18 protein-coding genes are annotated in these 23,186 nt (G+C 40.2%); 10 read left to right on the top strand and 8 right to left on the bottom strand.

Annotated elements, in window-relative coordinates; all coding sequences use genetic code 11:
* Positions 1-42 precede the first annotated feature (42 nt).
* The 3 genes from purD to CHB71_RS03490 are packed head-to-tail and all read left to right on the top strand — an operon-like array spanning position 43 to position 2,992.
* Positions 43-1,326: a phosphoribosylamine--glycine ligase gene (purD, locus tag CHB71_RS03480; RefSeq protein ID WP_089355479.1), complete on the top strand. Its 1,284-nt coding sequence runs from the start codon at positions 43-45 to the stop codon at positions 1,324-1,326.
* A gap of 54 nt (positions 1,327-1,380) precedes the next feature.
* Entirely contained in the window at positions 1,381-2,523 is a 1,143-nt protein-coding gene (locus tag CHB71_RS03485) for a PSP1 domain-containing protein (RefSeq protein ID WP_089355480.1), read from the top strand.
* A 1-nt stretch (position 2,524) separates the two neighbouring features.
* The gene (locus CHB71_RS03490; protein WP_089355481.1) at positions 2,525-2,992 is read left to right on the top strand and encodes a gliding motility lipoprotein GldH; all 468 of its coding nucleotides are present in this window, start codon (positions 2,525-2,527) and stop codon (positions 2,990-2,992) included.
* A gap of 86 nt (positions 2,993-3,078) precedes the next feature.
* Here CHB71_RS03490 and CHB71_RS03495 read toward each other — a convergent pair whose 3' ends face one another.
* Positions 3,079-7,071, bottom strand: coding sequence for an AAA domain-containing protein (locus CHB71_RS03495; protein WP_089355482.1), 3,993 nt, complete (start codon positions 7,069-7,071; stop codon positions 3,079-3,081).
* A 3-nt stretch (positions 7,072-7,074) separates the two neighbouring features.
* Positions 7,075-7,785, bottom strand: coding sequence for a ComEA family DNA-binding protein (locus tag CHB71_RS03500; RefSeq protein ID WP_089355483.1), 711 nt, complete (start codon positions 7,783-7,785; stop codon positions 7,075-7,077).
* Positions 7,786-7,878: 93 nt separating this feature from the next.
* On the opposite strand from CHB71_RS03500, the gene hemA reads away from it, so the two are divergent.
* Genes hemA through CHB71_RS03520 form a run of 4 tightly spaced genes read left to right on the top strand, consistent with a single transcriptional unit; the run spans position 7,879 to position 13,660 of the window.
* Positions 7,879-9,129: a glutamyl-tRNA reductase gene (gene hemA, locus CHB71_RS03505; protein WP_089355484.1), complete on the top strand. Its 1,251-nt coding sequence runs from the start codon at positions 7,879-7,881 to the stop codon at positions 9,127-9,129.
* 27 nt (positions 9,130-9,156) lie between these two features.
* Positions 9,157-11,289, top strand: a complete 2,133-nt coding sequence (locus CHB71_RS03510; protein WP_089355485.1) for a WG repeat-containing protein — start codon at positions 9,157-9,159, stop codon at positions 11,287-11,289.
* 51 nt (positions 11,290-11,340) lie between these two features.
* The gene (locus CHB71_RS03515; protein ID WP_089355486.1) at positions 11,341-13,299 is read left to right on the top strand and encodes a PAS domain S-box protein; all 1,959 of its coding nucleotides are present in this window, start codon (positions 11,341-11,343) and stop codon (positions 13,297-13,299) included.
* Positions 13,292-13,660: a response regulator gene (locus tag CHB71_RS03520; protein WP_089355487.1), complete on the top strand. Its 369-nt coding sequence runs from the start codon at positions 13,292-13,294 to the stop codon at positions 13,658-13,660. The genes CHB71_RS03515 and CHB71_RS03520 overlap by 8 nt, the downstream gene beginning before the upstream one ends.
* Here the strand turns inward: CHB71_RS03520 and CHB71_RS03525 are convergent.
* Entirely contained in the window at positions 13,657-14,262 is a 606-nt protein-coding gene (locus tag CHB71_RS03525; RefSeq protein ID WP_089355488.1) for a ribonuclease HII, read from the bottom strand. The genes CHB71_RS03520 and CHB71_RS03525 overlap by 4 nt on opposite strands.
* Positions 14,263-14,384: 122 nt before the next feature.
* On the opposite strand from CHB71_RS03525, the gene CHB71_RS03530 reads away from it, so the two are divergent.
* Positions 14,385-16,733 (top strand): TonB-dependent receptor, encoded by a 2,349-nt coding sequence (locus tag CHB71_RS03530; RefSeq protein WP_089355489.1) that lies wholly within the window; start codon positions 14,385-14,387, stop codon positions 16,731-16,733.
* 88 nt (positions 16,734-16,821) lie between these two features.
* A complete protein-coding gene (gene msrA / locus CHB71_RS03535) occupies positions 16,822-17,460 on the top strand; it encodes a peptide-methionine (S)-S-oxide reductase MsrA (protein WP_089355490.1) in 639 nt (212 codons plus the stop codon).
* 5 nt (positions 17,461-17,465) lie between these two features.
* Here msrA and CHB71_RS03540 read toward each other — a convergent pair whose 3' ends face one another.
* Positions 17,466-18,032, bottom strand: coding sequence for an AAA family ATPase (locus CHB71_RS03540; RefSeq protein WP_245811209.1), 567 nt, complete (start codon positions 18,030-18,032; stop codon positions 17,466-17,468).
* Positions 18,033-18,113: 81 nt separating this feature from the next.
* Positions 18,114-18,722 carry a nicotinamide riboside transporter PnuC gene (pnuC, locus tag CHB71_RS03545; RefSeq protein ID WP_089355492.1) on the bottom strand — a complete coding sequence of 203 codons (609 nt, stop codon included), beginning with the start codon at positions 18,720-18,722 and terminating at the stop codon, positions 18,114-18,116.
* A 185-nt stretch (positions 18,723-18,907) separates the two neighbouring features.
* Between pnuC and guaB the strand changes: the two genes are divergently transcribed.
* Positions 18,908-20,377 carry an IMP dehydrogenase gene (guaB, locus tag CHB71_RS03550; RefSeq protein ID WP_089355493.1) on the top strand — a complete coding sequence of 490 codons (1,470 nt, stop codon included), beginning with the start codon at positions 18,908-18,910 and terminating at the stop codon, positions 20,375-20,377.
* Here guaB and CHB71_RS03555 read toward each other — a convergent pair whose 3' ends face one another.
* The 3 genes from CHB71_RS03555 to CHB71_RS03565 form a co-directional block, all read right to left on the bottom strand.
* The gene (locus tag CHB71_RS03555) at positions 20,378-21,082 is read right to left on the bottom strand and encodes a hypothetical protein (RefSeq protein ID WP_089355494.1); all 705 of its coding nucleotides are present in this window, start codon (positions 21,080-21,082) and stop codon (positions 20,378-20,380) included. It abuts the gene before it with no gap.
* A gap of 29 nt (positions 21,083-21,111) precedes the next feature.
* Complete coding sequence (locus CHB71_RS03560) at positions 21,112-21,768, bottom strand: phosphatidylserine decarboxylase family protein (RefSeq protein ID WP_089355495.1); 657 nt, start codon at positions 21,766-21,768, stop codon at positions 21,112-21,114.
* 105 nt (positions 21,769-21,873) lie between these two features.
* On the bottom strand, positions 21,874-23,148 hold the full coding sequence (locus CHB71_RS03565) for a Glu/Leu/Phe/Val family dehydrogenase (protein WP_089355496.1): 1,275 nt from the start codon (positions 23,146-23,148) through the stop codon (positions 21,874-21,876).
* Positions 23,149-23,186: the final 38 nt, after the last annotated feature.

Consider the following 23,186-nt stretch of genomic DNA (forward strand, 5'->3'; position numbering starts at 1 on the left):
GAATACGCTGAACTTAGCCCTCCGTTTGCAAAATCACACTCAATGAACATACTCATACTTGGATCCGGAGGTCGCGAGCACGCACTAGCCTGGAAAGTAAAACAAAGCCCTAAATGCGGTAATATTTTCATAGCCCCTGGAAACGGCGGGACTCACAAAGTTGGCACAAACCTCGACATAGACCCTAAAAGCTTTGATAGGGTAGGAGAAGCAATTAAAGAGCATGAAATAGATATGCTTATCGTAGGTCCTGAAGACCCACTCGTCCTTGGTATTGTCGATCACCTTAAAGCAAACAAGAGTTTTAAAAAGCTAAGGATAATTGGCCCTACAGCAAAAGGCGCAATACTGGAAGGGAGTAAGGAATACGCCAAAGAATTCATGAATAAGTATGAAATTCCTACTGCGGATTCCCGCACTGTCACCAAAGAAAACCTGGAAGAAACCATAAAATATATGGAACGACTTGAGCCTCCATATGTCTTAAAGGCAGACGGTTTAGCTGGAGGTAAAGGTGTGATAATTACCGAGGAGTTAGAGGATGCAAGAAAATCACTCAGAGAGTTGATTGAGGATAAGAAATTTGGAGAAGCCAGCGAAAAAGTATTGTTGGAGCAATTTTTAAAAGGCATTGAAGTCTCGTTTTTTGTTATTACAGATGGAAAAGATTATCGCATCCTGCCTGAAGCAAAGGATTATAAACGAATAGGCGAAAAAGACACTGGACTGAATACTGGAGGAATGGGTGCAGTCTCTCCTGTTGTATTTGCAGACAGAGCCTTTAAGGAGAAAGTGAACAAACGCATTATTAAGCCAACGATAGAAGGTTTGAAGAAGGAAAAAATTGACTACTGTGGATTTATCTTTTTTGGGCTGATAAATGTTGGTGGCGACCCATATGTCATTGAGTATAATGTACGTATGGGTGATCCTGAAACCGAAGTGGTTCTGCCTCGAATCAAAACAGATTTCCTTGAGCTATTAGTGGCAGCAGCCGATAAAAATCTCGTTGATACAGAGATCGAGTATGAGCGTTTTTCAGCTTCGACGGTAATGTATGTAAGTCGTGGCTATCCTGAATTTTATGAAAAGGGTCATGAAATTACCATTGGAGATATTAGATCAGTACTTCCTTTTCATGCAGGTACCAAAATGACTGACGGAAAACTAGTGACAAATGGCGGCAGAGTCATTGCTTTAACCGGACTAGGTAAAAACCTTGGAGAGGCATTGAGCAAGTCATATGCAGGAGGCAAAGAAGTAAACTGGGAAGGGAAGAGATATCGTAGTGATATTGGTTTTGACCTGAAAGAACTTGGTCAGTAGGATTCCTTGTTTTAATATTCAAATTCGTCCAGATATCTATTAGATTACGGAACTATGGGATGCGCAAGTTGCGGTACGAATGGATCAGCCGGATGTAAAAACAACGGCCATTGCAGCACAGGAGGCTGTAATAAATTGAATGTGTTTGATTGGCTTTCAAACATGGATGTTCCTGCAATGCATCGATTTGATGTGGCCGAGATTCGCTTCAAAAACGGGCGAAAAGAATTTTACAGAAACTCCAATAAATTAGATATTGTAACAGGAGATCCAGTGGTTGTCGATGTACCAAATGGCCACCATATAGGATATGTTTCATTACAAGGTGAACTTGTGAGACTTCAGATGACAAAAAAGGGGGTCAACGATGATGAAGGAGTAAGGGAGATTTACCGGAAAGCCACTACGAGGGACATGGAGCGATGGGATCAAGCCAGAAATCGTGAGGAGGCAGTTATGTATCGTACCAAAGAAATCATTCAGGATACCAAACTTGAAATGAAGCTCACGGATGTGGAATTTCAGGCAGACGGGACTAAAGCAACATTCTTTTATTCTGCTGAGGGGAGAGTGGATTTTAGAGAACTCATAAAAATACTAGCTGGGGAGTTTAAAATTCGTGTAGAAATGCGGCAAATAAGTGTACGGCAGGAAGCAGGCCGCATTGGTGGAATTGGTGTATGTGGTAGAGAGTTATGCTGCTCCACCTGGCTAACGGACTTTAAAAATGTCTCAACATCAGCTGCTAGATATCAAAAATTATCACTAAATCCCAGCAAACTCTCAGGGCAGTGCGGCAGGCTAAAATGTTGTCTAAACTATGAGTTGGATACTTATATGGAGGCGCTTGAGAACATCCCGGAGGTAGAGTCACCATTAAAAACTCAGCGAGGAAATGCCAAGCTACAGAAAACGGATATTTTCCGAAAGATCATGTGGTTTGGATATGATGATGACAACAATTGGCATTCTGTAGATGTTGGAAGAGTAAAGGAAATACAAGCATTAAATAAGAAAGGGCAAAAGCCATTCTCGTTGCTGGAGGATGAAGTTGAAGCTGAAACGCTGGAAACATCATCAATCAACAGTGACCTGGAAGCAATGGATCGGAAGTTTAGCGGCAAAGGGAAAAAGAAGAAGAAAAAGAAACGAAAGTTTCGAGGAAAGAAGCCAAACCAAAAATCAGAAAAATCTTAATATGCGGTATTTAAGCACATTCATTTTATGCATTGTTCTTATATCATGTGACTCAAGCAGAGTGTATGAAGATTTCAATGATATGGAGGAGGCCTTTTGGCATCTGGATTCAATTCAGACCTTTACCTTTCAAATTGAAGATCCTTCTCAGAGATATCACCTTATGGCTAACTTCAGGAATGCATCTTCATATCCTTTTTATAATCTGTATTTTCAATACACCGTGAAAGATTCTCTCGATAATATACTCGATCAGAAACTAAAACAAGTAAACTTATTTGATCCTAAGACCGGAGAACCTTATGGAAGTGGTCTGGGAGATCTTTTTGATCACTCCTTCGTACTTGAGGAAGACTATCAGTTTCCAGCTGAGGGAACCTATTCCCTTTCCTTTGAGCAGTACATGAGACGTGATACCCTTCCATTTATTCTGTCGGTTGGTGCGAGGGTAGAGTTCGCAAAACAATAATCATTCATTATATCCTTCAGTTAATTCTCTTGGAATACCTTTAATTCAACGATAAGGAAGACCAGAGGAAAGTAATTATTAACTGCTTAATTCGAATACAAAAACTTTCGCATTTTTTCTTTTGCGCTTTCAGGATCTAGCCAAAGCTCACGACTGTGGAAACGTACATGGGGCCAGTTTTTCATCTGTAAATGAAAATGCTGAAATGCATAGATCTGTTTTGGAGATAGGGCTTGATAATAGCGTTCATCATCTGTCAATATTAGTCCCGTATACGTTTTATTCTTCTTCACTGAGAGGTCGGCAAATGGTAATTCTTTAGCTAATTCAAACCCTTCAAACTCATGGAAGGATTTGTCCTGGATCCTGTTTCGTAAGAACCAATCCACATGATGCTCTTCATATTTTGGAAGGTGTGGGGTCCATTGGCCTGTACTTACATTCCATGCATATTCCAGGTATTTTTTTAGCAGTTTAGGTCCCTCGTTTTTGGTGTCTTCGGTTCGCAATAGTTGGGGGAGTATACTGCAAACAACCAGCACTTTTTCCCTTGCTCTTGTTACCGCAACGTTGAGCCTGTTTTCGCCACCGGCAGCATTCAGACTGCCAAACTGGAGTTTTAGTTTGCCTTTTTTATCAGGAGCATACCCTATGCTGAAGATGATGATATCTCGTTCATCTCCTTGCACATTTTCAATATTTTTTACAAATAAAGAGTCAGGCAGCAGCATGTTTTTCTGAGCAGATTTTTCTTCCAGTAAATCCAGAATTAGCCCTTGTTGACGATAATTAAATGTAACGATCCCTATTTCCTTTTCGGGCTCATTCTCCAATATTTTTAATGTTTGAGCTACTACTTCACCGGCTTCAATCTCATTGATTCCATCATCCCAGACACCCTTTGATTGTACATATTCAATGGCTGCCTCGTGCTTATTTACGTAAGCATAATCCGGGAGTAAGCGCAGTTTGCCCTTATAGAAATGTTCATTGGAAAAATCAATTAACTCTAAGGACTTACTTCTGTAGTGTCCGGCAAGACTTACTTCCGGGAGGTAATGCTTCGTAAGGTCGAGCAAAGAATCAATTGCCAGTTCTGGGGTGTCATCATCAGCGTCATCCCATCGCACACGGTATAGGTCGCTAGGTTGAAGCTGCATGCTGTCGCCGGACACAACGATCTGGCGCCCACGATACATAGCAGGAATGCCTCGTTCTGCAAAACATTGAGATGCCTCATCAAAAATGACCAGATCAAAACTTTCCTGCATTGGAAAAATCGCTGAGGCGCTTTCAGGTGAACACATCCAACAAGGAAGTAATGTGAAAAGCTCTTCAGCAAATTCAGCTATAACTTTACGGATTGGCCATATTCTCCGTTTTTTCGTAACCTGATGCTGCAAGTCACGATAGGTAATGCGATTTTTCAGACGATTGTACTCGATGTTTTCATACGTTTTTTCTCGAGATTTTAAGAGAAGGATTTCTTTGCTCGCCTGTCTTTTAGCTTCAATTTGTTCTCTTAACTCTTCTGCCAATGCATCGAGCTTACCGGACGCTACATTTCTCAAATCTGGATATTTCGACTCAATGTGGTCAATCCATGCAAGAGAGAGGCTGTTCTTAAAAAGTGTAATTGCTTCATCGATAGAACCATTCTGTTCGGTCATCTCGTCCAGGACCTTTGTTTCCTCAGAAGACAAATTGGTTTTTAATTTGTGATACTCACAGATTGCGTCAAAATCTTTTTTCAACAGTTTTTCCAATCGATGCGGGTCTTCTTTTTTGAGAATGATAGCTCGAATCTGATGTACATTGATGTATCGCTTCCAAAGTGTTAGCTGTTGAGGCACTTTGTGAACTAAAGAAATCAATTGGTCCAGTCTTTTGTGGTAGGCTTTATGATCTACTTTTTTTACCGGGATATATTCATTTAATGAGCGCACCGTTTGTGCTACGGTGTACATATTCAATCCCATTTTCTGCCAGTAAAACCAATCTTGCAAATCGATCTTCCTAAAGCTTTCGGGGAAGTTGTGCAGCCAGGGGTTATCCTGAATTTGAGATAGCGAATGTTCGAAGTTCAAACGATTGTCAATACGTTCGACCAGCACATTGAATCCTCTTTTGTTGCTTTTAAGGTCATTGGCGACCATAACCCGTTTCAAAAAAGTCTTTTCTTTTGAAAACAACTTCCATTTGAGCCAGCTGAATGGATTTTTCCGTGCTCGCATAGCGGATTGAAGCACCTCCTGAAAACGTCCAAGATTTGAAGACTCAAGGGTACTTTCCACTCCCACTCCACGGAAACAAGCCATCATTGTCCGCTCTGTCTGCGATAGCCAGTTTAAATCTTTCGTTGGTTTTTCACCATGTAGCTGCTGATAAACCTTAAAAACAACAGCTTCTTTCAGCCCTTCAAAAAGCTCGATCAACTCTGGAAGTTTAGTGGATAAATATTCTCCTGTTTCAAAATCAACAGGTTGTGAACAGAAACTTTTTGAAGTATCGATGAGCTTTTGATTGAACTCCGGCACTTCATAAAGCACGTTTTTTAACTGAACAAGATCTTTGGTTTGAAAAGTAGCGAAGGAGGGCCCCTTAGCCCAAAAATGGGTTCGCTTTTCAAACTTGTCAAAGTACCCTAGGTATGCTTTGAATTTTCTTTCTGTCTCACTGAGTGATGAGAAGTGAAAAGCTCTGTATTCGAGGTTCATACTAAAGCTTTTTTCATCCGGACTGCTGGATAGGTACAGTTCCTTGACAGATTTTCCACATTCCGACTCGTCAAAAAGCGCTTCGCGAAACTCCTGAAGTTCTTCCACGATTTGATCTATTCTCCTACTTGCTTGTAGAAATCCACGCTCAAGCTGTATGGCGTCCAGACTATTATTCTTCTTCTCGTATACTTCGACTGATTCTATTTGTTGATCTATTTGCTCATAAATGGGCTTTCTGTCGTTTTTGAAATCATGCACCAGGGCCACAAAGTCATGCATCTCCTTCTCTTTAAGTCGCTGGTAGACCACATCCAGAGCCGCTTTTTTCTGACAAACAAGCAATACATTTTTACCCCTGGCAATGAAATCACAAATGAGGTTACTGATAAGCTGGGATTTGCCTGTGCCGGGAGGACCCTGGACCACCAGACTATTTCCTTTTTTTATCTCTTTCAGTGCATGCTCCTGATAGGCATCAAGTGGAAAAGGAGTGAAAGTATTTTCCTCATTTACCCGGTCAAATAGGGCAAGCTGATTTTCGTTTTCTTTTTGAACTTTTTTAACAAAAAATTCTTCCAAATCCGTCTCTTGCTGATCTTCCAAAAGTTTGACGTAATCGGGGACAAGATAGGAGCCTGACTGTGGGAAGATGCCCAGCACGGCATTAGGATACATTTTTAAAGCCCCAGTTTTTTCACTTGACTCTAATTGGGACTTTTTTAATTCGTTGAATGCTTTTAACTCGTCAGAAAAATTTTCCTGATTGAAGTTGATTTCAACGCCGGTGTTTTTTAAAAGCTCGTAAAGTTGTGTTCTAAAGACCGTGTCATCTCTGTCATAATCATCAATGACTGTTTCTATGAGTTCCTCATCTAGGGGGATTTGATTGTAGTAGGAATAAGCAAGAAGAAAGGTTTTATTCAAAGTGATATTTACATCCTCCCTTCTAGACAAAAACCACTCATTCTCACTTTTTTCAATAGCGACAGGAAAGAATAATAGCGGACATCTTACGAGAGTTTCATCGGCAAATTTACCTTTGATAAAGGGCCATCCTATGTAAAGATCTTTAGCGCCACGCTCATCAAAAATGAACTTTTCGATGCGCTTAATTTTCTTCAGACGTTTGCTGAGTTCGTTTGCAGACTTATTTCTGCTATCAACTTCACTACAAAGCAGAATCTTTTTTTGCTGCTCTATAAGTTTCTTAATTATTTCAAAACTGGCTTCATTTTCGGCGTAATCGAAATCATGGATATCAATGAATTGATCCTTCAGTAACCGGAGTAATAATAGCGAGCGATTATTGCCAGAAAGATTGCTTAGGCGCCTTAAGTATGACTTGAGAATTTTCTGCATAGCCTATTCCAAATATGGCTTTAATCTTATGAAAGTACTGTCGTCCAGTGCTTTTATTTTTTTTAACTCTTGGGGACTCATAATGTCACCATGCTCTCTTCTGTAATTGATAATTACCCAAGCCAGGTCATATGAAACATAAGGATGCTTTGCTAAATGCTTTATTGAATCGGAATTAATATTGAACTGGTTCACTGGGCTTAAAATCCTGAACTGCTCTAATAATCTTGAAATGGTTTCGGGCTTCAATCCGTATACTTCATGTAGCTGCGTAGTGTCTGAAAAGCCTCCTAGTAAGTTTCTGTATTTGACTATGCGTTCTGAGTAGGCTGGTCCAATGCCTTTAATTTTCTGTAAATCTTCTTCAGTTGCAGTATTGAGATCATAGATGTCAATTGATTTGTTCTTGTTTGGGTTGACACTACTTGATTTTTCTGTCTTTCTATTTTCATAAGTAGTTTTCTTCGGTAGGAATATGCTTTTTTCAAACTTGGGTTTGTTTTCTTTTATCTGGTAAGAAGCATGGACAGACTTAATCCATTCTATCGCGGAACTATCTGATCTGATTTCGACTTGATGCTTGATGCTGGCAACCCTTGTGTTGTAAAGAAAAATAGTGATTGAGATCAATAGAATAAGGATTAATGATCCTTGTGCTTCAGTTCTGCTGAAGCCGATTGCACGAGAAATGGCGTTGATTAAAAATTTCAACATTATTTATAATGATTCTAAATAAGAATTGTCTGATTTTTATCACCTCCAATATAGGGAACCCACTGTTATTTTTGCACTTCCTAATTGATTGAGATGGAAGGATTTAAGGCTTTAGGATTATCATATAAAAATGCACCGATAGAGGTTCGCGAACAGGTGGCTTTTAGTGAGGCTGAATCTGCTGAATTATTAATGAAGCTAAAGGAGATGTTTTCATTAGAAGAAGCTCTATTGGTATCTACTTGTAATCGAACCGAACTTTACTATTCTTCCAATGATATTGAAGATACTGATATCTTGGCTCTTATCTCATCGTTCAAAGCAATTCCGTCCAATAAGCTTGCTAATTACTTTCAAAGCTACTCATCAGCCGAGGCATCCAAGCATTTGTTTAATGTTGCCTTAGGTCTTGAATCTCAAGTTTTGGGTGATATTCAAATTAGCAACCAGGTAAAGCGTGCTTATCAGCAGTGTGCAGATTTAAATCTGGCAGGCCCTCATTTACATCGATTGATGCATACTATTTTCTATGCAAATAAGCGTGTGGTGCAAGAAACGAGATTACAGGATGGTACAGCATCAGTAGCGTCTGTAGCGGCAGATTTGATCGGCGGATTTATTGACAATATCAATAGTCCAAGAATTGCATTAATCGGGCTGGGAGAGATAGGTCAGAACGTTTTAGAGAACCTTGGAGGTAATAAGGCCTCTATTACACTTGTAAATAGGACCAAATCCAAAGCCATTCGCCTTGCTGAAGGAACGGATATTGCGGTTAGTGATTATTCTGATTTAGATAAGGTTATTGCTGAAAATGATGTAATCATCTCAGCGGTTTCCACATCATCTCCAATTATTTCATCGCGCAATTTTGATGGTGGGTTGGTACACAAGTTATTGATTGATCTTTCAGTACCACGTAGTATTAATAACAATGTAGAGGTGGTTCCCGGGCTTTCTTTATATAATGTAGATCAGTTAACTGAGCGTACACACAAAGCGAGAAAGGCTAGAGAAAAGGCAATTCCTGCTGTACGAAACATTATTGAAGAGGAATTAAATAATTTCACTTCATGGAAAAATGAAATGGGGGTATCTCCTACTATTCAACGCCTAAAAAGCGCGTTAGATCAAATCCGAAAGGACGAATTGGCACGGCATAAGAAATTGACTGATAAAGAGGTTGAGTTATTGGAGGTCGTTACAAAAAGTATGATTCAAAAGGTCATTAAGCTGCCGGTGCTTCAGTTGAAGGCAGCATGTAAAAGAGGGGAGGCAGAGACGTTGGTTGGTGTACTCAACGATCTTTTCAATCTTGAGGCTGCCGAAGTTGAGAAGAAATAGCCCGTCCTATATTTGTTAGCCGGGAATATGCGAAAAATTTTATCCATTTTATTTTTAGGTTACTGTCTGTTTGGCTTAGCCAATGATTTTGTCGTATTTGAGAAGGATGGATACTTTGGGATAAAGGACAAAACTGGCAATGTTACCGTACCTGCTGTTTATGAAAAACTTGGTTGGTCAGATGGGTCATCCAGTGTTCAGAATGGAGTGATTGGTTTTCGTGAAAAGAATCTATGGGGACTTATTACGGTTCGAAATAAGGCAATTACAGGACAAAAATTCTACTCAATAGTCCCTCTTGCTCCTAACCATTTTAAGGCATCTTTCAAGGGGAAATTTAGCAACAGGCTCTTTTATGGAATTATTGATTCTAAAGGAAAGACGCTGATCAGCTTCAAACACTTTTCCATTGAATCATTTGGGACTCACTGGCTCATTAGCGACTTTGAAAATAAAGAACAAAAATTCGGTGTAGTTTCATATGAGAATCAGCTTTTAATACCTCCCAAATATCAATCGATCAGGTTGTTTGGAAATCTTTATTTATGTGAGTTGCAGAAGCACAAGTTTGATATTTTCGATGGATGGGGAAATGAAAAGCAACTTGGAATAGACTCATTAGTAAAAGGAATAAATGGTGTTGTCGCTTTTAGAGATGGCTATGCAGGATATCTTTCATCGAACGGTGATACAGTTTATGATTTTTCCTATAAGAATTTTATCTCTGAATCGGAGGCAGTGAATTTTCCTGAATGGGTGATTTATAAAGGTGATTCAATATTATTGACACGAAAATGTGATTCACTGACAGTAAGCAATAGTGGGCTTTTAATTGCTTATTTAAATGGAGCGTCCCACTTTGTCCTTAAAAACGAAACGCTTTCTAAAAACTATGATCTCATACTAAAAAATGCTATTGGAGATTACCTTATTGTTCAAAGTAGCAAGAACAGAAAATGGTCAGTGTTAAATTTAGATGGCTTGCCATTGATCAAGAGGTATGACTCCATCCAGCCTATAGAAAATCATTTTGCAGCTATTAATTCCGATGGCTGGTACCTGTTCAATTCATCAGGTGTGAAACAAAACAGGCTTCCATTTGAGCGTCTTCAATCAGGTATTTCAGGTCAGGTAATCGCAAAAAAAAATAACCATTGGGGAGTAATAGGGGTAGCAGGAAATGATGTCACCACCTTCAAGTACGATAGTATCTCAAATGGTGATCAATGCTACTTTGTTTCGTATTTAAACAGATGGGGTGCGATGGATCATACTGGAAATTGGATTATACGTCCGGAATTCAATGAAATCTTATCAGTAGCTGACCTCATAATTGGAAGGAGAGGTAAAGGATACACAATCTATAATAATGGAATTCAGACGTACAAAACCAGTGATCGTCCGCATTCAATGCTGGGTGGGTATATGTTGGTTACTGATGAAAATGGAAGGCTTGGGATTTTCAAAAGAGATGGAACGCCACTAACACAAACAAAATATGATAACATTTCTTTAACCGATGAAATGTTTGTGCTGAGAGAACAAAATAAGGTTTCGATGATCACTAAAAGCGGAAATATGGTTATCGATTCAAAAGAAGGATATCAGGCAATAACAAATTCTGGTGAAGGGTATTTTTTAGTTAAAAAGGAAAATAAATGGGGGTTGGTGGATGATATGGGAAGATTAAGGATAAGCAATCGATATGATAGTGCAGGTGTGTTCCATAATGGAATGGCTCCCATTAAACTCCGGGCTAAATGGGGATTTATCAATAAGAGTGAGGATTTGCTTGTACAGCCATACTACGATTGGGTAAGTTCATTCAATGATGAAATAGCCATTGTACAATTGGATGGCAAATACGGGTTGATTGATCAACGTGGGAAAGAAGTTTTAGAACTAATGTGGAAATCTGTTTTCCGATTAAATTCAGGTAATTATATTGTGCAGAATATGGAAGATCGTGTTGGTCTGGTCGATCCAAAAGGTCGGTTTATATTGCGACCAGCTTACGATAATCTAAAAGATTTTGGAGATCGAATTGTGGTTTCTAAAAATGGTATTTGGGGTGTATTGGACTATTACGGTAGACCAATTTTTAAGATTAACCATGAAGAAATTAAGGTGATAGGGAATCTCACCATGATTAAGAGTTAGCTTTTAATTTCTTCACATATAATTTACAGGCAACCAGCATTGCCAGCGTTTATGGATTTTAACCAACTTCTGGAGTCCGTCAACCAGAACATCAGTGAAGCTGTGTTTAGGAGTGATAAGGACGGTTTGATTTACGTTAATAGTGCTTTTGTAAAGATGTTTGGATACACCTCTGAAAAGGAGGTGAGGACGCTTGCAATTTCCAGCCTGTACAAAGACCCTAGAGAAAGAACCCGCTTGATCAATAAGCTGAATGCGGATCATTCCTATGAGAATGAGGAGGTCGTTTTTCTTCGAAAAGATAACACGGAGTTTGTAGGGCTGATAAGCACCATCATGCATACAGATAAAAATGGAAATGTCTTTTGGGATGGTGCTATCCGTGATGTCACAAGGGAGCGCGAGTTCTTAGATCGAATCAGATCCAGGGAGCAACTACTTGAAAGCATCAATAAAAATATCAATGAAGCCATATATAGAAGTGAAAATAAAAAAGGGATCATTTATGTAAATGATGAGTTTGTTCGAATGTTCGGGTACAATTCCGGTCAGGAAATCATGGATATGGACCCGATGGAATTGTACAAAGACCCGAATGAGAGAGCCGCAATAGGAGAAGAAATTTTGAAACTTGGTTCAATTGAAAATAAGGAAGTCCAGTTTAGGCGGAAGGACGGTTCTACCTTTTGGGGATACCTAAACTCAATAATGATAGAAGGAGTTGATGGAAAAATATATTTTGATGGTGCAGTAAGAAATATTACAAAGGAGAAAGAGGCAGAGCAGGCCCTGATGAAATATGCAGAAATGCAGCGTATTCTTATCAATCTTTCCACAAAGTACATTGACTTGCCCTTAGAAGAAGTAGAGCAAGCAATCAATGATTCATTAAAAGAGCTTGGGGAATTTGTTGGAGCAGATCGTTCATATGTTTTTGATTTTGACAAGGAAGGAGGGGTTTGTAGCAATACCTTCGAATGGTGTGCCAATGGAATAAGTCCGGAAATTCATAACAATCAGAATTTACCACTCGACATCATGCCAGAGCTCGTTAATGCGCACCTCAAAGGCGATCCAATGATTGTAGATGATGTGAGAAAGCTTAAAAAGAAAGATTTTAAAGAACTTCTTGAGGCACAGAGTATTAGAAGTCTTATTACTATGCCAATGATTCACAACAAGGAATGTGTTGGCTTTGTTGGCTTTGACTGGACACGTAAATATCACAAGGCTGTGGAAAAAGAAGTGCTGCTGCTTGAACTTTTCTCAGAAATGTTGGTCAACATTCGCATTCGGTCACACAATGAACGAGAACTGCATAAGCTGTTTAGTAAGACCATCGAACAAAATCAGAGACTCAAAGATTTTTCATACATCACCTCACACAACTTCAGATCATCGGTGGCTAATTTGGTAGGCCTGCTCACCATTATTGAGGATGATCCAGGGAATAAAGAGTATTTTGAAATGCTGAAATCCACAGCGTTGAAATTGAACCTGGCGATTGATGCCATCAATGATTTGCTCAACTTCGAAAAGGACATTTCAATGCTCGAGAAAGAGGAAATAAACTTGTTGGATGTTGTGAATGATGTTATTTTACTTAATCGAAAATCCGCAACTGAGAAAAATATAGAACTTATTGTTGATATTCCTAAGACACTGACACTCCGAATATTACCTGCTTATTTGCAGAGTATTTTACATAATCTCATTACCAACGCTATGAAATATGGGGTTACTGAGGATCAACGAAAAATTAAAATAAGTGCTAAAAAAGAATCAAAAGAAGTATTTTTAACGGTGGCAGACCAAGGCAGAGGAATTGATCTTGAAAGATACGGAGGAAAGATGTTCCAGCTTGGTTCCAGGTTTCATCCTGATGAAGAAAGTGGGCATGGGATGGGATTGTATATGACCAAACAGCAAGTTGAAGCTATTAATGGTCGTATTGAAGTTGAAAGCGAAATAAATAAAGGAACTACGTTTAAAGTATATTTTAATGGGTAACCCAAACAAAATATTGCTTGTGGATGACGATCCTATTTTTCTTACTTTGGCTGAACTGGCTATAAAGAAAGAAAATGAGACGATTGAAATATATAAGGCTATGAATGGAGAAGAAGCTATCTCCTTTCTTAAGTCTCAATCTGTGGATGTGATTTTTCTAGATTTAAATATGCCAGTAATGAACGGCTGGGAATTTTTGGAAGCCCTCCCGGAAGTAGAAAATAAAGGAGACCATATTTATATCCTTACTTCCTCAATAGATCCTTCAGATCAAAGAAAGGCAGATGAGAATCCTCTTGTAACGTCTATGCTGGAAAAGCCGCTGGATAAAGCAAAAATTACCGCCACATTATCAAGCTAATCTGCCGGAAAAAGCTCTAATTGATTTGGTAATAGCTGAAAACTCATCCGGTGATGAGGTGTACTGCCCATCTCTTTAAGTCCATCTCTATGGGTCCGTGTTGGATACCCCACGTTCGTTTCCCATCCATATCCCGGAAAATCAAGCGCCAGCTGTCGCATAAGGTCATCACGATAAGTTTTTGCCAATATGGAAGCTGCAGCAATTGAGTAAAACTTACCATCTCCTTTGATAATGCACTCATGAGGAATTTCATTGAAAGGTTTAAATCTGTTGCCATCAATCAGCAATAGCTCGGGACTGATTTTTAGTTGCTCAATCGCGCGATGCATGGCTAAATAGCTGGCGTTCAAAATGTTTATTTCATCAATCTCACCCGGTGAAGCTACACCCACACCCCACGCCAAAGCATCATTTATAATCTCCTTTCTCAGCTCGTTTCGCTGCTTTTCTGAAAGTTGCTTTGAGTCATTGAGCACCTCGTGTTTATACGCTCTTGGTAGAATTACGGCAGCAGCCACAACGGGCCCAGCCAGGCATCCACGGCCAGCCTCATCACAACCAGCTTCAATTTTTTCCTTTTGGAAATAGGGTTTGAGCATCCTTCAAAGTTATCAATAGGTAAAGAAAAATTATGCTTACCAATTCTTGTATTTAAATAGCAATGTTCAGGAAGCTATAGCAAAATTTTGATGTCTATTAAACGTCACAAATCAAATACTCAATGAACAAAGGACTAATTGGACTACTATGCATTCTTGCATTCGGAACAGTACTTTCACAAACATTCACTCAAACAGTAAAAGGTCAGATAACAGATGAGCAGTCTGGATCACCAATTTTTGGGGCTACTGTTCTTATAATTGGGAGCGATCCACCATTAGGAGCTATTACGGATGTAAATGGATATTTTAAGATTGAAGGTGTGCCTATCGGGAGACAATCAGTAAGTGTTTCATACTTAGGTTATGAATCTATTACCATCCCAAATGTTTTGGTTGGAGCAGGGAAGGAAGTTGTAATAAATACAAAGCTGATTGAGTCACTCCATCAGCTGGAAGAAGTGATCGTAACAGCTAAAGATAGGCAGCCTGGTCAACCTAAAAACGAACTAGCTACTATTTCAGCCATTTCTATGGGAATCGAAGAGATCAGCCGGTTTCCTGCCACATTTAATGACCCTGCGCGAGCAGCTTTGACATATGCAGGCGTGCAAACTGGTGGTGATGACTTGCTAAACGAAATTGTAATCCGGGGAAATTCACCTAAAGGAATATTGTGGAGACTGGAGGGAGTAGAAATTCCCAACCCTAATCACTTTACGTCGATAGGGTCATCGGCAGGAGGCATAAGCATGCTTAGCAATAATGTACTTGCCAATTCAGATTTCTTCACAGGGGCATTTCCAGCGCAATACGGCAATGCAACATCCGGAATATTTGATCTTCAGCTTAGGCAAGGAAACTTTGAAAAGCATGAGCACACAGCTCAAATAGGTCTGTTGGGGGTCGCTGCAGCTTCGGAAGGGCCCATCTCTCGAGAGAGTCGAGCATCTTATTTATTCAACTACAGATATTCCACATTAGCTATGCTTACACAATTGGGACTGGATATTTTAGGAGAGCAGGAGGAAATAAACTTTCAGGACCTTTCATTTAAAATCAAGTTGCCAACAAAGAAGAGCGGGTCGTTTTCTATTTGGGGGCTAGGAGGTAAAAATTCCTATCGCTTTTTACCTGATATTTCCAACGGAGATTGGGAAAATGACCGTGAAAATCAGGAAACTGGAGTTGCTGGTGTTACCAATGTCATTTACGTCTCGGAGGATTCATTTTTTGAGACCATTATATCAGGTTCCTACAATCAAATCTCCAGTCGATATGATTCACTTGAGGCATTGACTTTTGAGAAACAAAACTTCGTTGAGTCCCAATTGAGATTCTCGACTTTTTATAATCACAAAATCTCTGCAAGGCATACCTTGAGGATTGGAACAATTTTAAGTCGACTTTCTTATGACCTAACAAACTTTTATTGGAATAGAGAAAGAGAGGAGCACGTTACCTCTCTTGATGAAAATGATCATGCGGGATTTTATCAGGGCTTTGGAAACTGGCAATTTCGGACAAGCGATCAGTTTACGCTCAATACCGGCCTACATTTCTCTCACTTTGCTTTGAATGGTAAATCCTATGTTGAACCTCGGATTGGATTTAAATGGAACAGGGGGACCCATGTGATCTCCGGAGGTTTGGGCCTACATAGCAGAATGGAAACAGTGGCTTTATATACAGCCAGACAATATAATGATGATGGTAGTTTTGTTCAAAACAATAAAGACCTGGGCTTTACGCAAGCATTTCATACCGCACTTGGGTTTGAGAAAATGCTAAAGCCAAAATTGAGATTTAAAGCAGAAGTCTATTATCAGCACTTATTCAATGTCCCCATCTGGCCAAATGATACAACTTCCGATTACAGTCTACTTACTTTTTCAGCTCTTAATACATTCGATGGATACACGCCAGATGAACTTGCTAACGATGGAACAGGAAAGAATTACGGACTTGAAATTACACTTGAACAGTTTTTATTCAATGGCTTCTATATGTTGACAACCACTTCTTTGTATAAGTCACTCTATACAGGAGCTGATGGTTTACAAAGAAGTACCCAGTTTGATGGTGGTTATATATTCAATTTCCTCGCTGGGAAGGAATACAAAGTAGGGTCTAATGGTAATAATACTATAGGTATAAATGGAAAATTCATTTTTGCTGGAGGGAAACGACAAGCACCAATCAATATCTCTGCTTCAATAGACGAGGGATATACCGTTTACCGATTTCAGAATAATTACGAGCTGAAGCTTGACGGTTATTTTAGAATGGATTTTGGTATTAGCTATCGTAAGAATAGAAAAAGGACTACCTCTGTGATCTCTCTGGATATTCAAAACCTGACTCAAAGGGAGAATGAATTCTTTAGGTACTATAATGTAGGAGCACGAAGAATCGAATCTGAGTCCCAAATCAGTTTTTTCCCTAACCTTAGTTATAAAATTGAATTTTAAACAAACAAATTGTAACGGTGGTTACATAGTTGTCTATTGAGACATCCAATTAGCTTTACCAATCGTACATTCGTTTTAAAATATTGTTATGAAATATATCGCTGTAATAGTCGGACTATTTTTCTTTAGTTGTCAATCTCAAGGCAACAGTAATAGTCCTAATAGAGAAGAGCCTGTTAAAGAAGCTGGCTTTCAGGAACTAGATACTGCCACATTAGCTGGCGGTTGCTTTTGGTGTATTGAGGCCGCCTTTGAGCAAATTCAGGGAGTAGAAGAAGCTGTATCAGGCTATGCTGGAGGAGACAAGTCTACTGCTGACTATGCGTTGGTTAGTTCAGGCAACACTGGTCATGCAGAGGCTGTTCAGGTCTATTATGATCCATCAGTGATCGATTATGAAACGATTTTAGAAATCTTTTTTACAGCCCATGACCCAACGCAGCTAAACAGACAAGGACCTGATGTAGGGCCTCAGTACAGGTCCGAAATCTTTTTTCATAATGATGAGCAAAGGAAATTGGCGGAGGCTAAAATGGAAGAGCTGGCTCCAGACTTCTCAAAACCAATTGTGACAAAGTTGAGCAAGTTGGATGCTTTTTATATGGCGGAAGAATATCATCAGGATTACGAAGAAAAACATCCGAATAATGGTTATATCCTGAATGTCTCCAAGCCAAAAATCGAAAAGGTTGCTAAAAAGTTTAAAGACCGATTAAAGAAGAACTAAAGCTGTCATTTCGGACCCGTTTGTCCGTCAGGCAGGCTTGTTCCGGCATTTCCCTGCTGGTTAAAGAATCTTTCAACTGCATCCACAGCACATTTCTTCCGATCACCTTCAATACCAGAAACAATAGCATAAGGAAGTTCATACTTTTCCAGGTACTCCTTATAAACCTCGAAGAAATGCTTCCTCATTTGCGGATGCTCGCGTTGTGGGTCTGGTGTCCATGGAATGTCAATATTGTTAAGTAGATAGAAATCATAATGCCTTTCAGAAAGCTGTTCTTCAATCCATGCATCCGTACTTCCATATTTATGGTCGCTCCAAATTTTAATCACAATTAAATTGGTGTCACAGATCAGGAAATTATTCGCATACTCAGCCTTTTCATCCTCCCATGCTAGCTGCCCTTCTGCAATTGACTTAAGATCATGCTGCTCATAATCCCGATCCAGTCGATCCAGGTAAAAGCGGGCATATTCCGGTACCCATTCAGTATCATAGTGCCTGGCCAGATGCTGACATAGTTCACTTTTCCCGGTTGATTCCGGCCCGATTACAGCTATTTTTTTTACCATAAGTAGCATTGACTGACCCTGAAATCTCGAAGAGATTTCTCCCCTCTCTTTCAAGAGAGGGGTTGGGGAGAGTTTATTTTTTTAATTCTCACCCATCAACAATTTTCTTCTCCACGACAGCCATCCAAGCACAGCGATGTAGGTAAACACCAGAAATTGGAAGCTGGTAAACGGAAGGCCTTTATAGATATAAAGTGGAATGGCAATCAGGTCACAGGCGATCCAGAAAAGCCAGTGTTCGATTTTTTTCAGTGCCATCAGGTACATGCCTGTCACAGCAAGGCCAGTAGTCATAGCATCTAGTATCGGTACATCACTATCCGTGAATTTTATAAGGAGCAGATAAATAATGACGAAGGCAGCTATGAATGTTGAAACATTGAGCACGTGACCCCATCCGGTACTTCTGGTAATTGGAATTTGACTTCTGCCAATATCCTTGGTGTTTTTCCAGTTCCACCAGCCATATACACTCATAAAGAAATAGTAAGTGTTGATTCCCGTTTCTGCATACAAACCATACTCGTAAGTGAGATATACAAAAATCACCACACTAATTATCCCAAATGGATAAACCAGAATTTTTTCCTGTTTACTAAACCAAACACTGAGGATACCGCAAATCACGGCGATAAACTCAAGCCAGGTGGTTTCTAAAAGTTGCTCGTAAAATGAATTCCAGATCTCCATATTATTTGAAATTTAAAATAAGGCCGCTTGTTACATATCATCTCTTTCTTTCGATATGTCTCAATAACCATGTTGAGCGTTATGCTCATCCATACGGTAAAAATATGTCTTGTCATAGTACTTATTCTATGGAACCGACATAATTTTGCACGGCAAATAATCATTACAGTTCAGTATTATTTGCCATGACTACAAACGACAAATTTCTCTTCGAAGCGCTCACCTACGATGATGTGCTTCTTCTCCCCGGTTATTCTGAAGTACTTCCACGTGATACAGATACGTCTGCTCAGATCACACGAAATATCCGACTAAATATTCCATTGGTTTCAGCTGCGATGGATACCGTAACCGAGGCGAAACTAGCGATCGCCATGGCACTAGAGGGCGGAATCGGCATTATTCACAAGAACATGACGATCGATAACCAGGCCATTCAGGTGAGGAAAGTAAAGCGATCGCAAAGTGGAATGATTCTGGACCCAATCACCCTGCATGTGGATGCTACTGTTGCAGATGCTGAGGCGATCATGAAAGAAAATAAAATTGGGGGAATCCCTGTCGTAGATAAAGATGATAAGCTCATTGGTATTGTAACTAACAGAGATTTACGTTTCGAGAAGATGCCTAAGAAGCCGGTAAAGGACATCATGACGAAAGACAATCTGATCACAGCTACGGCAGAGGTTGGACTGAATGAAGCTGAGGCAATTCTTCAGGAACATAAAATCGAAAAGCTTCCAATAGTTGATAAGAACGGTAAACTAACCGGACTGATTACGTATAAAGACATCCTTAAAAACAAGGACAGACCCAACGCATGTAAAGATGAGTACGGCCGATTAAGAGTGGGTGCTGCTGTTGGTGTGACACCAGATATCGAAGATCGTATCGCTGCTTTAGTCAAAGCGGGTGTTGATCTGGTATCCATTGATACCGCACATGGTCACTCCAAAGGAGTAATCGATATGGCTAAAAGAATCAAGAAGGCCTTTCCTGACTTGGAGACGATTGTTGGAAACATCGCAACTCCCGAAGCAGCAAAAGCGCTGGTCGAAGCAGGGGCTGATGCAATAAAAGTTGGAGTAGGACCTGGTAGTATCTGTACTACCAGAGTTATTGCAGGAGTTGGCGTTCCGCAACTTTCTGCAGTGTATGAGTCTTCCCAAGCGATCAAAGGATCAGGGGTTCCTGTCGTAGCAGATGGAGGAGTCAGGTTCTCAGGAGACGTGGTAAAAGCCATCGCCGGAGGAGGAAATACCGTAATGATCGGGTCATTGCTTGCCGGTACAGAAGAAGCTCCAGGAGAGGTGATCCTTTACGAAGGAAGAAAATTCAAATCTTACCGGGGCATGGGTTCGGTGGAGGCGATGGAAGAAGGGTCCAAAGACCGATACTTCCAGGATGCAGAAGATGACATCAAAAAATTAGTACCGGAAGGAATCGTCGGTCGAGTACCTTTCAAAGGATCTGTTCAAGAAGTACTTTACCAAATGGTAGGTGGACTAAAAGCAGGCATGGGTTATTGCGGTGCAGGAAGCATTGAAGCTTTACAGGAAGCCAAGTTTGTGAAGATCTCAGGTGCAGGAGTAGCTGAAAGCCACCCCCACGATATTCATATTACACGGGAAGCACCTAATTATAGTAGGAAGTGATTATGCTATACAATCAGTCTTGATTAGTATCACATTAATTTTCCTTAAGTATTCCTTGAAATCACTGTAGCTTGTAGATTTAGCCTTAGATTCTTTGATAAATTGATCAAATAGTATCTTTACTTCACTTTTATCTATCGATTCACTAAATGAATAGAAAGAGTAACCGCTATACTCAAAAAAAGAATCGTGAAGTGTAATTTGGAAGTACGGAGTTTTATTATTGAAAACCTCGATCTCATTCTTATTCAGGTCACCAATGATGGAAAAACAACCCGTTGATGCATAGAAATAGTCTAAATCTTTTTTATCGCGAGGAACAACCCATTCCTGGCAGGGCGAGATGTCAATCAAATTGACTTCAATTATATCTGATGTCCTAAGTTTTATAGTTTCTTCTGGTAAAAAAGCTTTTATAGTATACGCTCTTTCATCAAGAAGAGAATCTGAATTATTCGGACTAAGTGTGTAGAATTTTTGATAGACAGTAATTTCATCTTCATATGCTATATACTCAAAGAAGAATTCCTGAAATTCTAAATCTTCATGCCTCTCATAAAGCTCGTTCCAAGACGAAAAGACATATCCTTCGTGCTTTTTACTTAGAGTGGTCAATTCAACTTTATATTGTTGGCAGACGTAACCACCTGCATATATTGAACTATTTGAAAGTACTAAAAGAAGAATGCTAATGATTTGCTTCATATTAATTGATTAACAAAAAGCTAACCACATTATGAAAGAACCGCCACCTCAGTCTCTCCACCTTTCGTCAAATCACCAATTTTTACTTTGATGTCTGCATCTAGTGGAAGGAATAAATCTACCCGACTACCAAAGCGTATGAAGCCAACGTGTGAGCCTTGATCTACTGCATCACCTACTTGTGGATAGAAAGCGATTCGGCGCGCTACAGCGCCGGCGATCTGACGCATAAGAATAGTCGCCCCATTTTCTGCTTTGAAGCCAACAGAGGTGCGCTCATTTTCCGTACTTGATTTTGGGTGCCAGGCTACTAAAAATTTGCCCGGATGATATTTAAAGAAATCAACCACTCCTTTGATCGGGCTTCTGTTTACATGCACATTGAGTGGTGACATGAAGATCGAAACCTGGATGCGATCCTCTTTGTGGTATTCGTCCTCATAGGTCTTTTCAATAACGACTACTTTTCCTTCTGCTGGAGCATAAACTACTCCATCTTTTGGTGGCGTTTCCACTTTTGGGAATCGGAAAAAACGGACTACCAGGATCATGAAAATAATTGCGGCAGCTGCAAGGATCATTTGCACAATGAATATTGGGATCAGCCAATAAAGCAAGGCATACAGTCCACCTGTAAGCACCGCCATCAATGGGATCATCTTTAAGCCTTCCTTGTGTAGTCTCATGTCGAATTATTTAGAATGTCATGCTGAACAAAGTGAAGCATCTATGAGATTCTTCGCATGCGCTCAGAATGACAGTTTTAATAAATGGCTGCCGTCGCTAGCGACTTAGAAGCCGCCTCGGTATTTGTACGTCTTAGCCACCTTATCAATCGCTACTATGTAGGCAGCAATACGCATGCTTACGCCATAGTCCTGAGCCGTTTTGTACACTTTGTCAAAAGCTGTCTTCATGATACGGTCAGAGCGTCTGCTTACACGCTCACGTGTCCAGCCATAACCCAGTCGGTTTTGAACCCACTCAAAGTAAGATACTGTCACACCACCAGCATTCGCCAGAATATCTGGTACGGCTAAGATTCCTTTTTCATTCAATATTGCATCTGCTTTTGCGGATGTAGGGCCGTTAGCTCCTTCTACGATCATCTTCGCCTTGATTTTGTCGGCGTTTTCTTTCGTGATTACATCCTCAATAGCAGCAGGCACAAGCACATCCACCTCAAGAAGAAGCAGTTCATTCGGATCAATTTTTTCAGCTCCTGAAAATCCCTCAAGGCTTCCATTGTTAGCGTTGCGATATTCCATCGCTTTTTTGATGTTGATGCCCTCGCCGTTGTAGTATGCGCCGGAAAGGTCACTCACAGCGACGATGTTCACACCCCTTTCTTCCAAAAGCTGTGCTGCCCACGAGCCCACATTACCAAATCCCTGAATGGCACAGGTGGCTTTGAACGGATTAATTTTTTGTTTTTCCATGGCAGCCAGGGCTGAAATCATAACCCCTCTACCGGTTGCCTCTTCTCTTCCTAAAGAACCTCCAAGCACCAATGGCTTACCAGTCACTACGGAGTTGATGGTCATGCCCTGGTTTCGGGAATATTGGTCCATCATCCACGCCATCTCTCTTGGCCCTGTTCCCATATCCGGAGCAGGAATGTCTCGATCTTTACCAAACACATCATGCATAGCCTGTGTGAACGCCCTTGTTAAACGTTCAACCTCACCTGCTGACATCTCACGTGGATTGCATTTAATTCCTCCTTTGGCACCACCGTAAGGAATGTCCACAACGGCACACTTCCATGTCATCCAAGCTGCGAGAGCCTTCACCTCATCGATATTGACATCCATGTCGTAGCGCACGCCACCCTTAGAAGGGCCGAGAATGGTGGAGTGAATGACACGATATCCTTCAAATACCTTGATGGAACCACTGTCCATGGTCACTGGAAGGGAGACAATCACCTGTTTGGCAGGGGTCTTCAACACATCATACACTTCCTGATCCAAACCGAGATGCTCAGCTGCAATCTGGAAACGAGACATCATGGATTCAAATGGATTGTCTCTGTCCTTTATTGGCGCGGGTTCTATATATGCCATAGGAATAAAATAAAATCGGGGTTGTTGTTTATTTACAG

It is taken from the genome of Ekhidna lutea (assembly GCF_900188325.1).
GTDB classification, from domain to species: Bacteria; Bacteroidota; Bacteroidia; order Cytophagales; family Cyclobacteriaceae; genus Ekhidna; species Ekhidna lutea.

Coding starts and splice junctions, on each gene's coding strand:
- CHB71_RS03510 (WP_089355485.1), top strand. CDS start 9,157: ATGCGAAAAATTTTATCCATTTTATTTTTAGGTTACTGTCTGTTTGGC.
- msrA (WP_089355490.1), top strand. CDS start 16,822: ATGAAATATATCGCTGTAATAGTCGGACTATTTTTCTTTAGTTGTCAA.
- purD (WP_089355479.1), top strand. CDS start 43: ATGAACATACTCATACTTGGATCCGGAGGTCGCGAGCACGCACTAGCC.
- CHB71_RS03565 (WP_089355496.1), bottom strand. CDS start 23,148: ATGGCATATATAGAACCCGCGCCAATAAAGGACAGAGACAATCCATTT.
- CHB71_RS03530 (WP_089355489.1), top strand. CDS start 14,385: ATGAACAAAGGACTAATTGGACTACTATGCATTCTTGCATTCGGAACA.
- CHB71_RS03525 (WP_089355488.1), bottom strand. CDS start 14,262: ATGCTCAAACCCTATTTCCAAAAGGAAAAAATTGAAGCTGGTTGTGAT.
- CHB71_RS03495 (WP_089355482.1), bottom strand. CDS start 7,071: ATGCAGAAAATTCTCAAGTCATACTTAAGGCGCCTAAGCAATCTTTCT.
- pnuC (WP_089355492.1), bottom strand. CDS start 18,722: ATGGAGATCTGGAATTCATTTTACGAGCAACTTTTAGAAACCACCTGG.
- CHB71_RS03555 (WP_089355494.1), bottom strand. CDS start 21,082: ATGAAGCAAATCATTAGCATTCTTCTTTTAGTACTTTCAAATAGTTCA.
- CHB71_RS03485 (WP_089355480.1), top strand. CDS start 1,381: ATGGGATGCGCAAGTTGCGGTACGAATGGATCAGCCGGATGTAAAAAC.
- CHB71_RS03490 (WP_089355481.1), top strand. CDS start 2,525: ATGCGGTATTTAAGCACATTCATTTTATGCATTGTTCTTATATCATGT.
- CHB71_RS03540 (WP_245811209.1), bottom strand. CDS start 18,032: ATGGTAAAAAAAATAGCTGTAATCGGGCCGGAATCAACCGGGAAAAGT.
- CHB71_RS03500 (WP_089355483.1), bottom strand. CDS start 7,785: ATGTTGAAATTTTTAATCAACGCCATTTCTCGTGCAATCGGCTTCAGC.
- CHB71_RS03515 (WP_089355486.1), top strand. CDS start 11,341: ATGGATTTTAACCAACTTCTGGAGTCCGTCAACCAGAACATCAGTGAA.
- hemA (WP_089355484.1), top strand. CDS start 7,879: ATGGAAGGATTTAAGGCTTTAGGATTATCATATAAAAATGCACCGATA.
- CHB71_RS03520 (WP_089355487.1), top strand. CDS start 13,292: ATGGGTAACCCAAACAAAATATTGCTTGTGGATGACGATCCTATTTTT.
- CHB71_RS03560 (WP_089355495.1), bottom strand. CDS start 21,768: ATGAGACTACACAAGGAAGGCTTAAAGATGATCCCATTGATGGCGGTG.
- guaB (WP_089355493.1), top strand. CDS start 18,908: ATGACTACAAACGACAAATTTCTCTTCGAAGCGCTCACCTACGATGAT.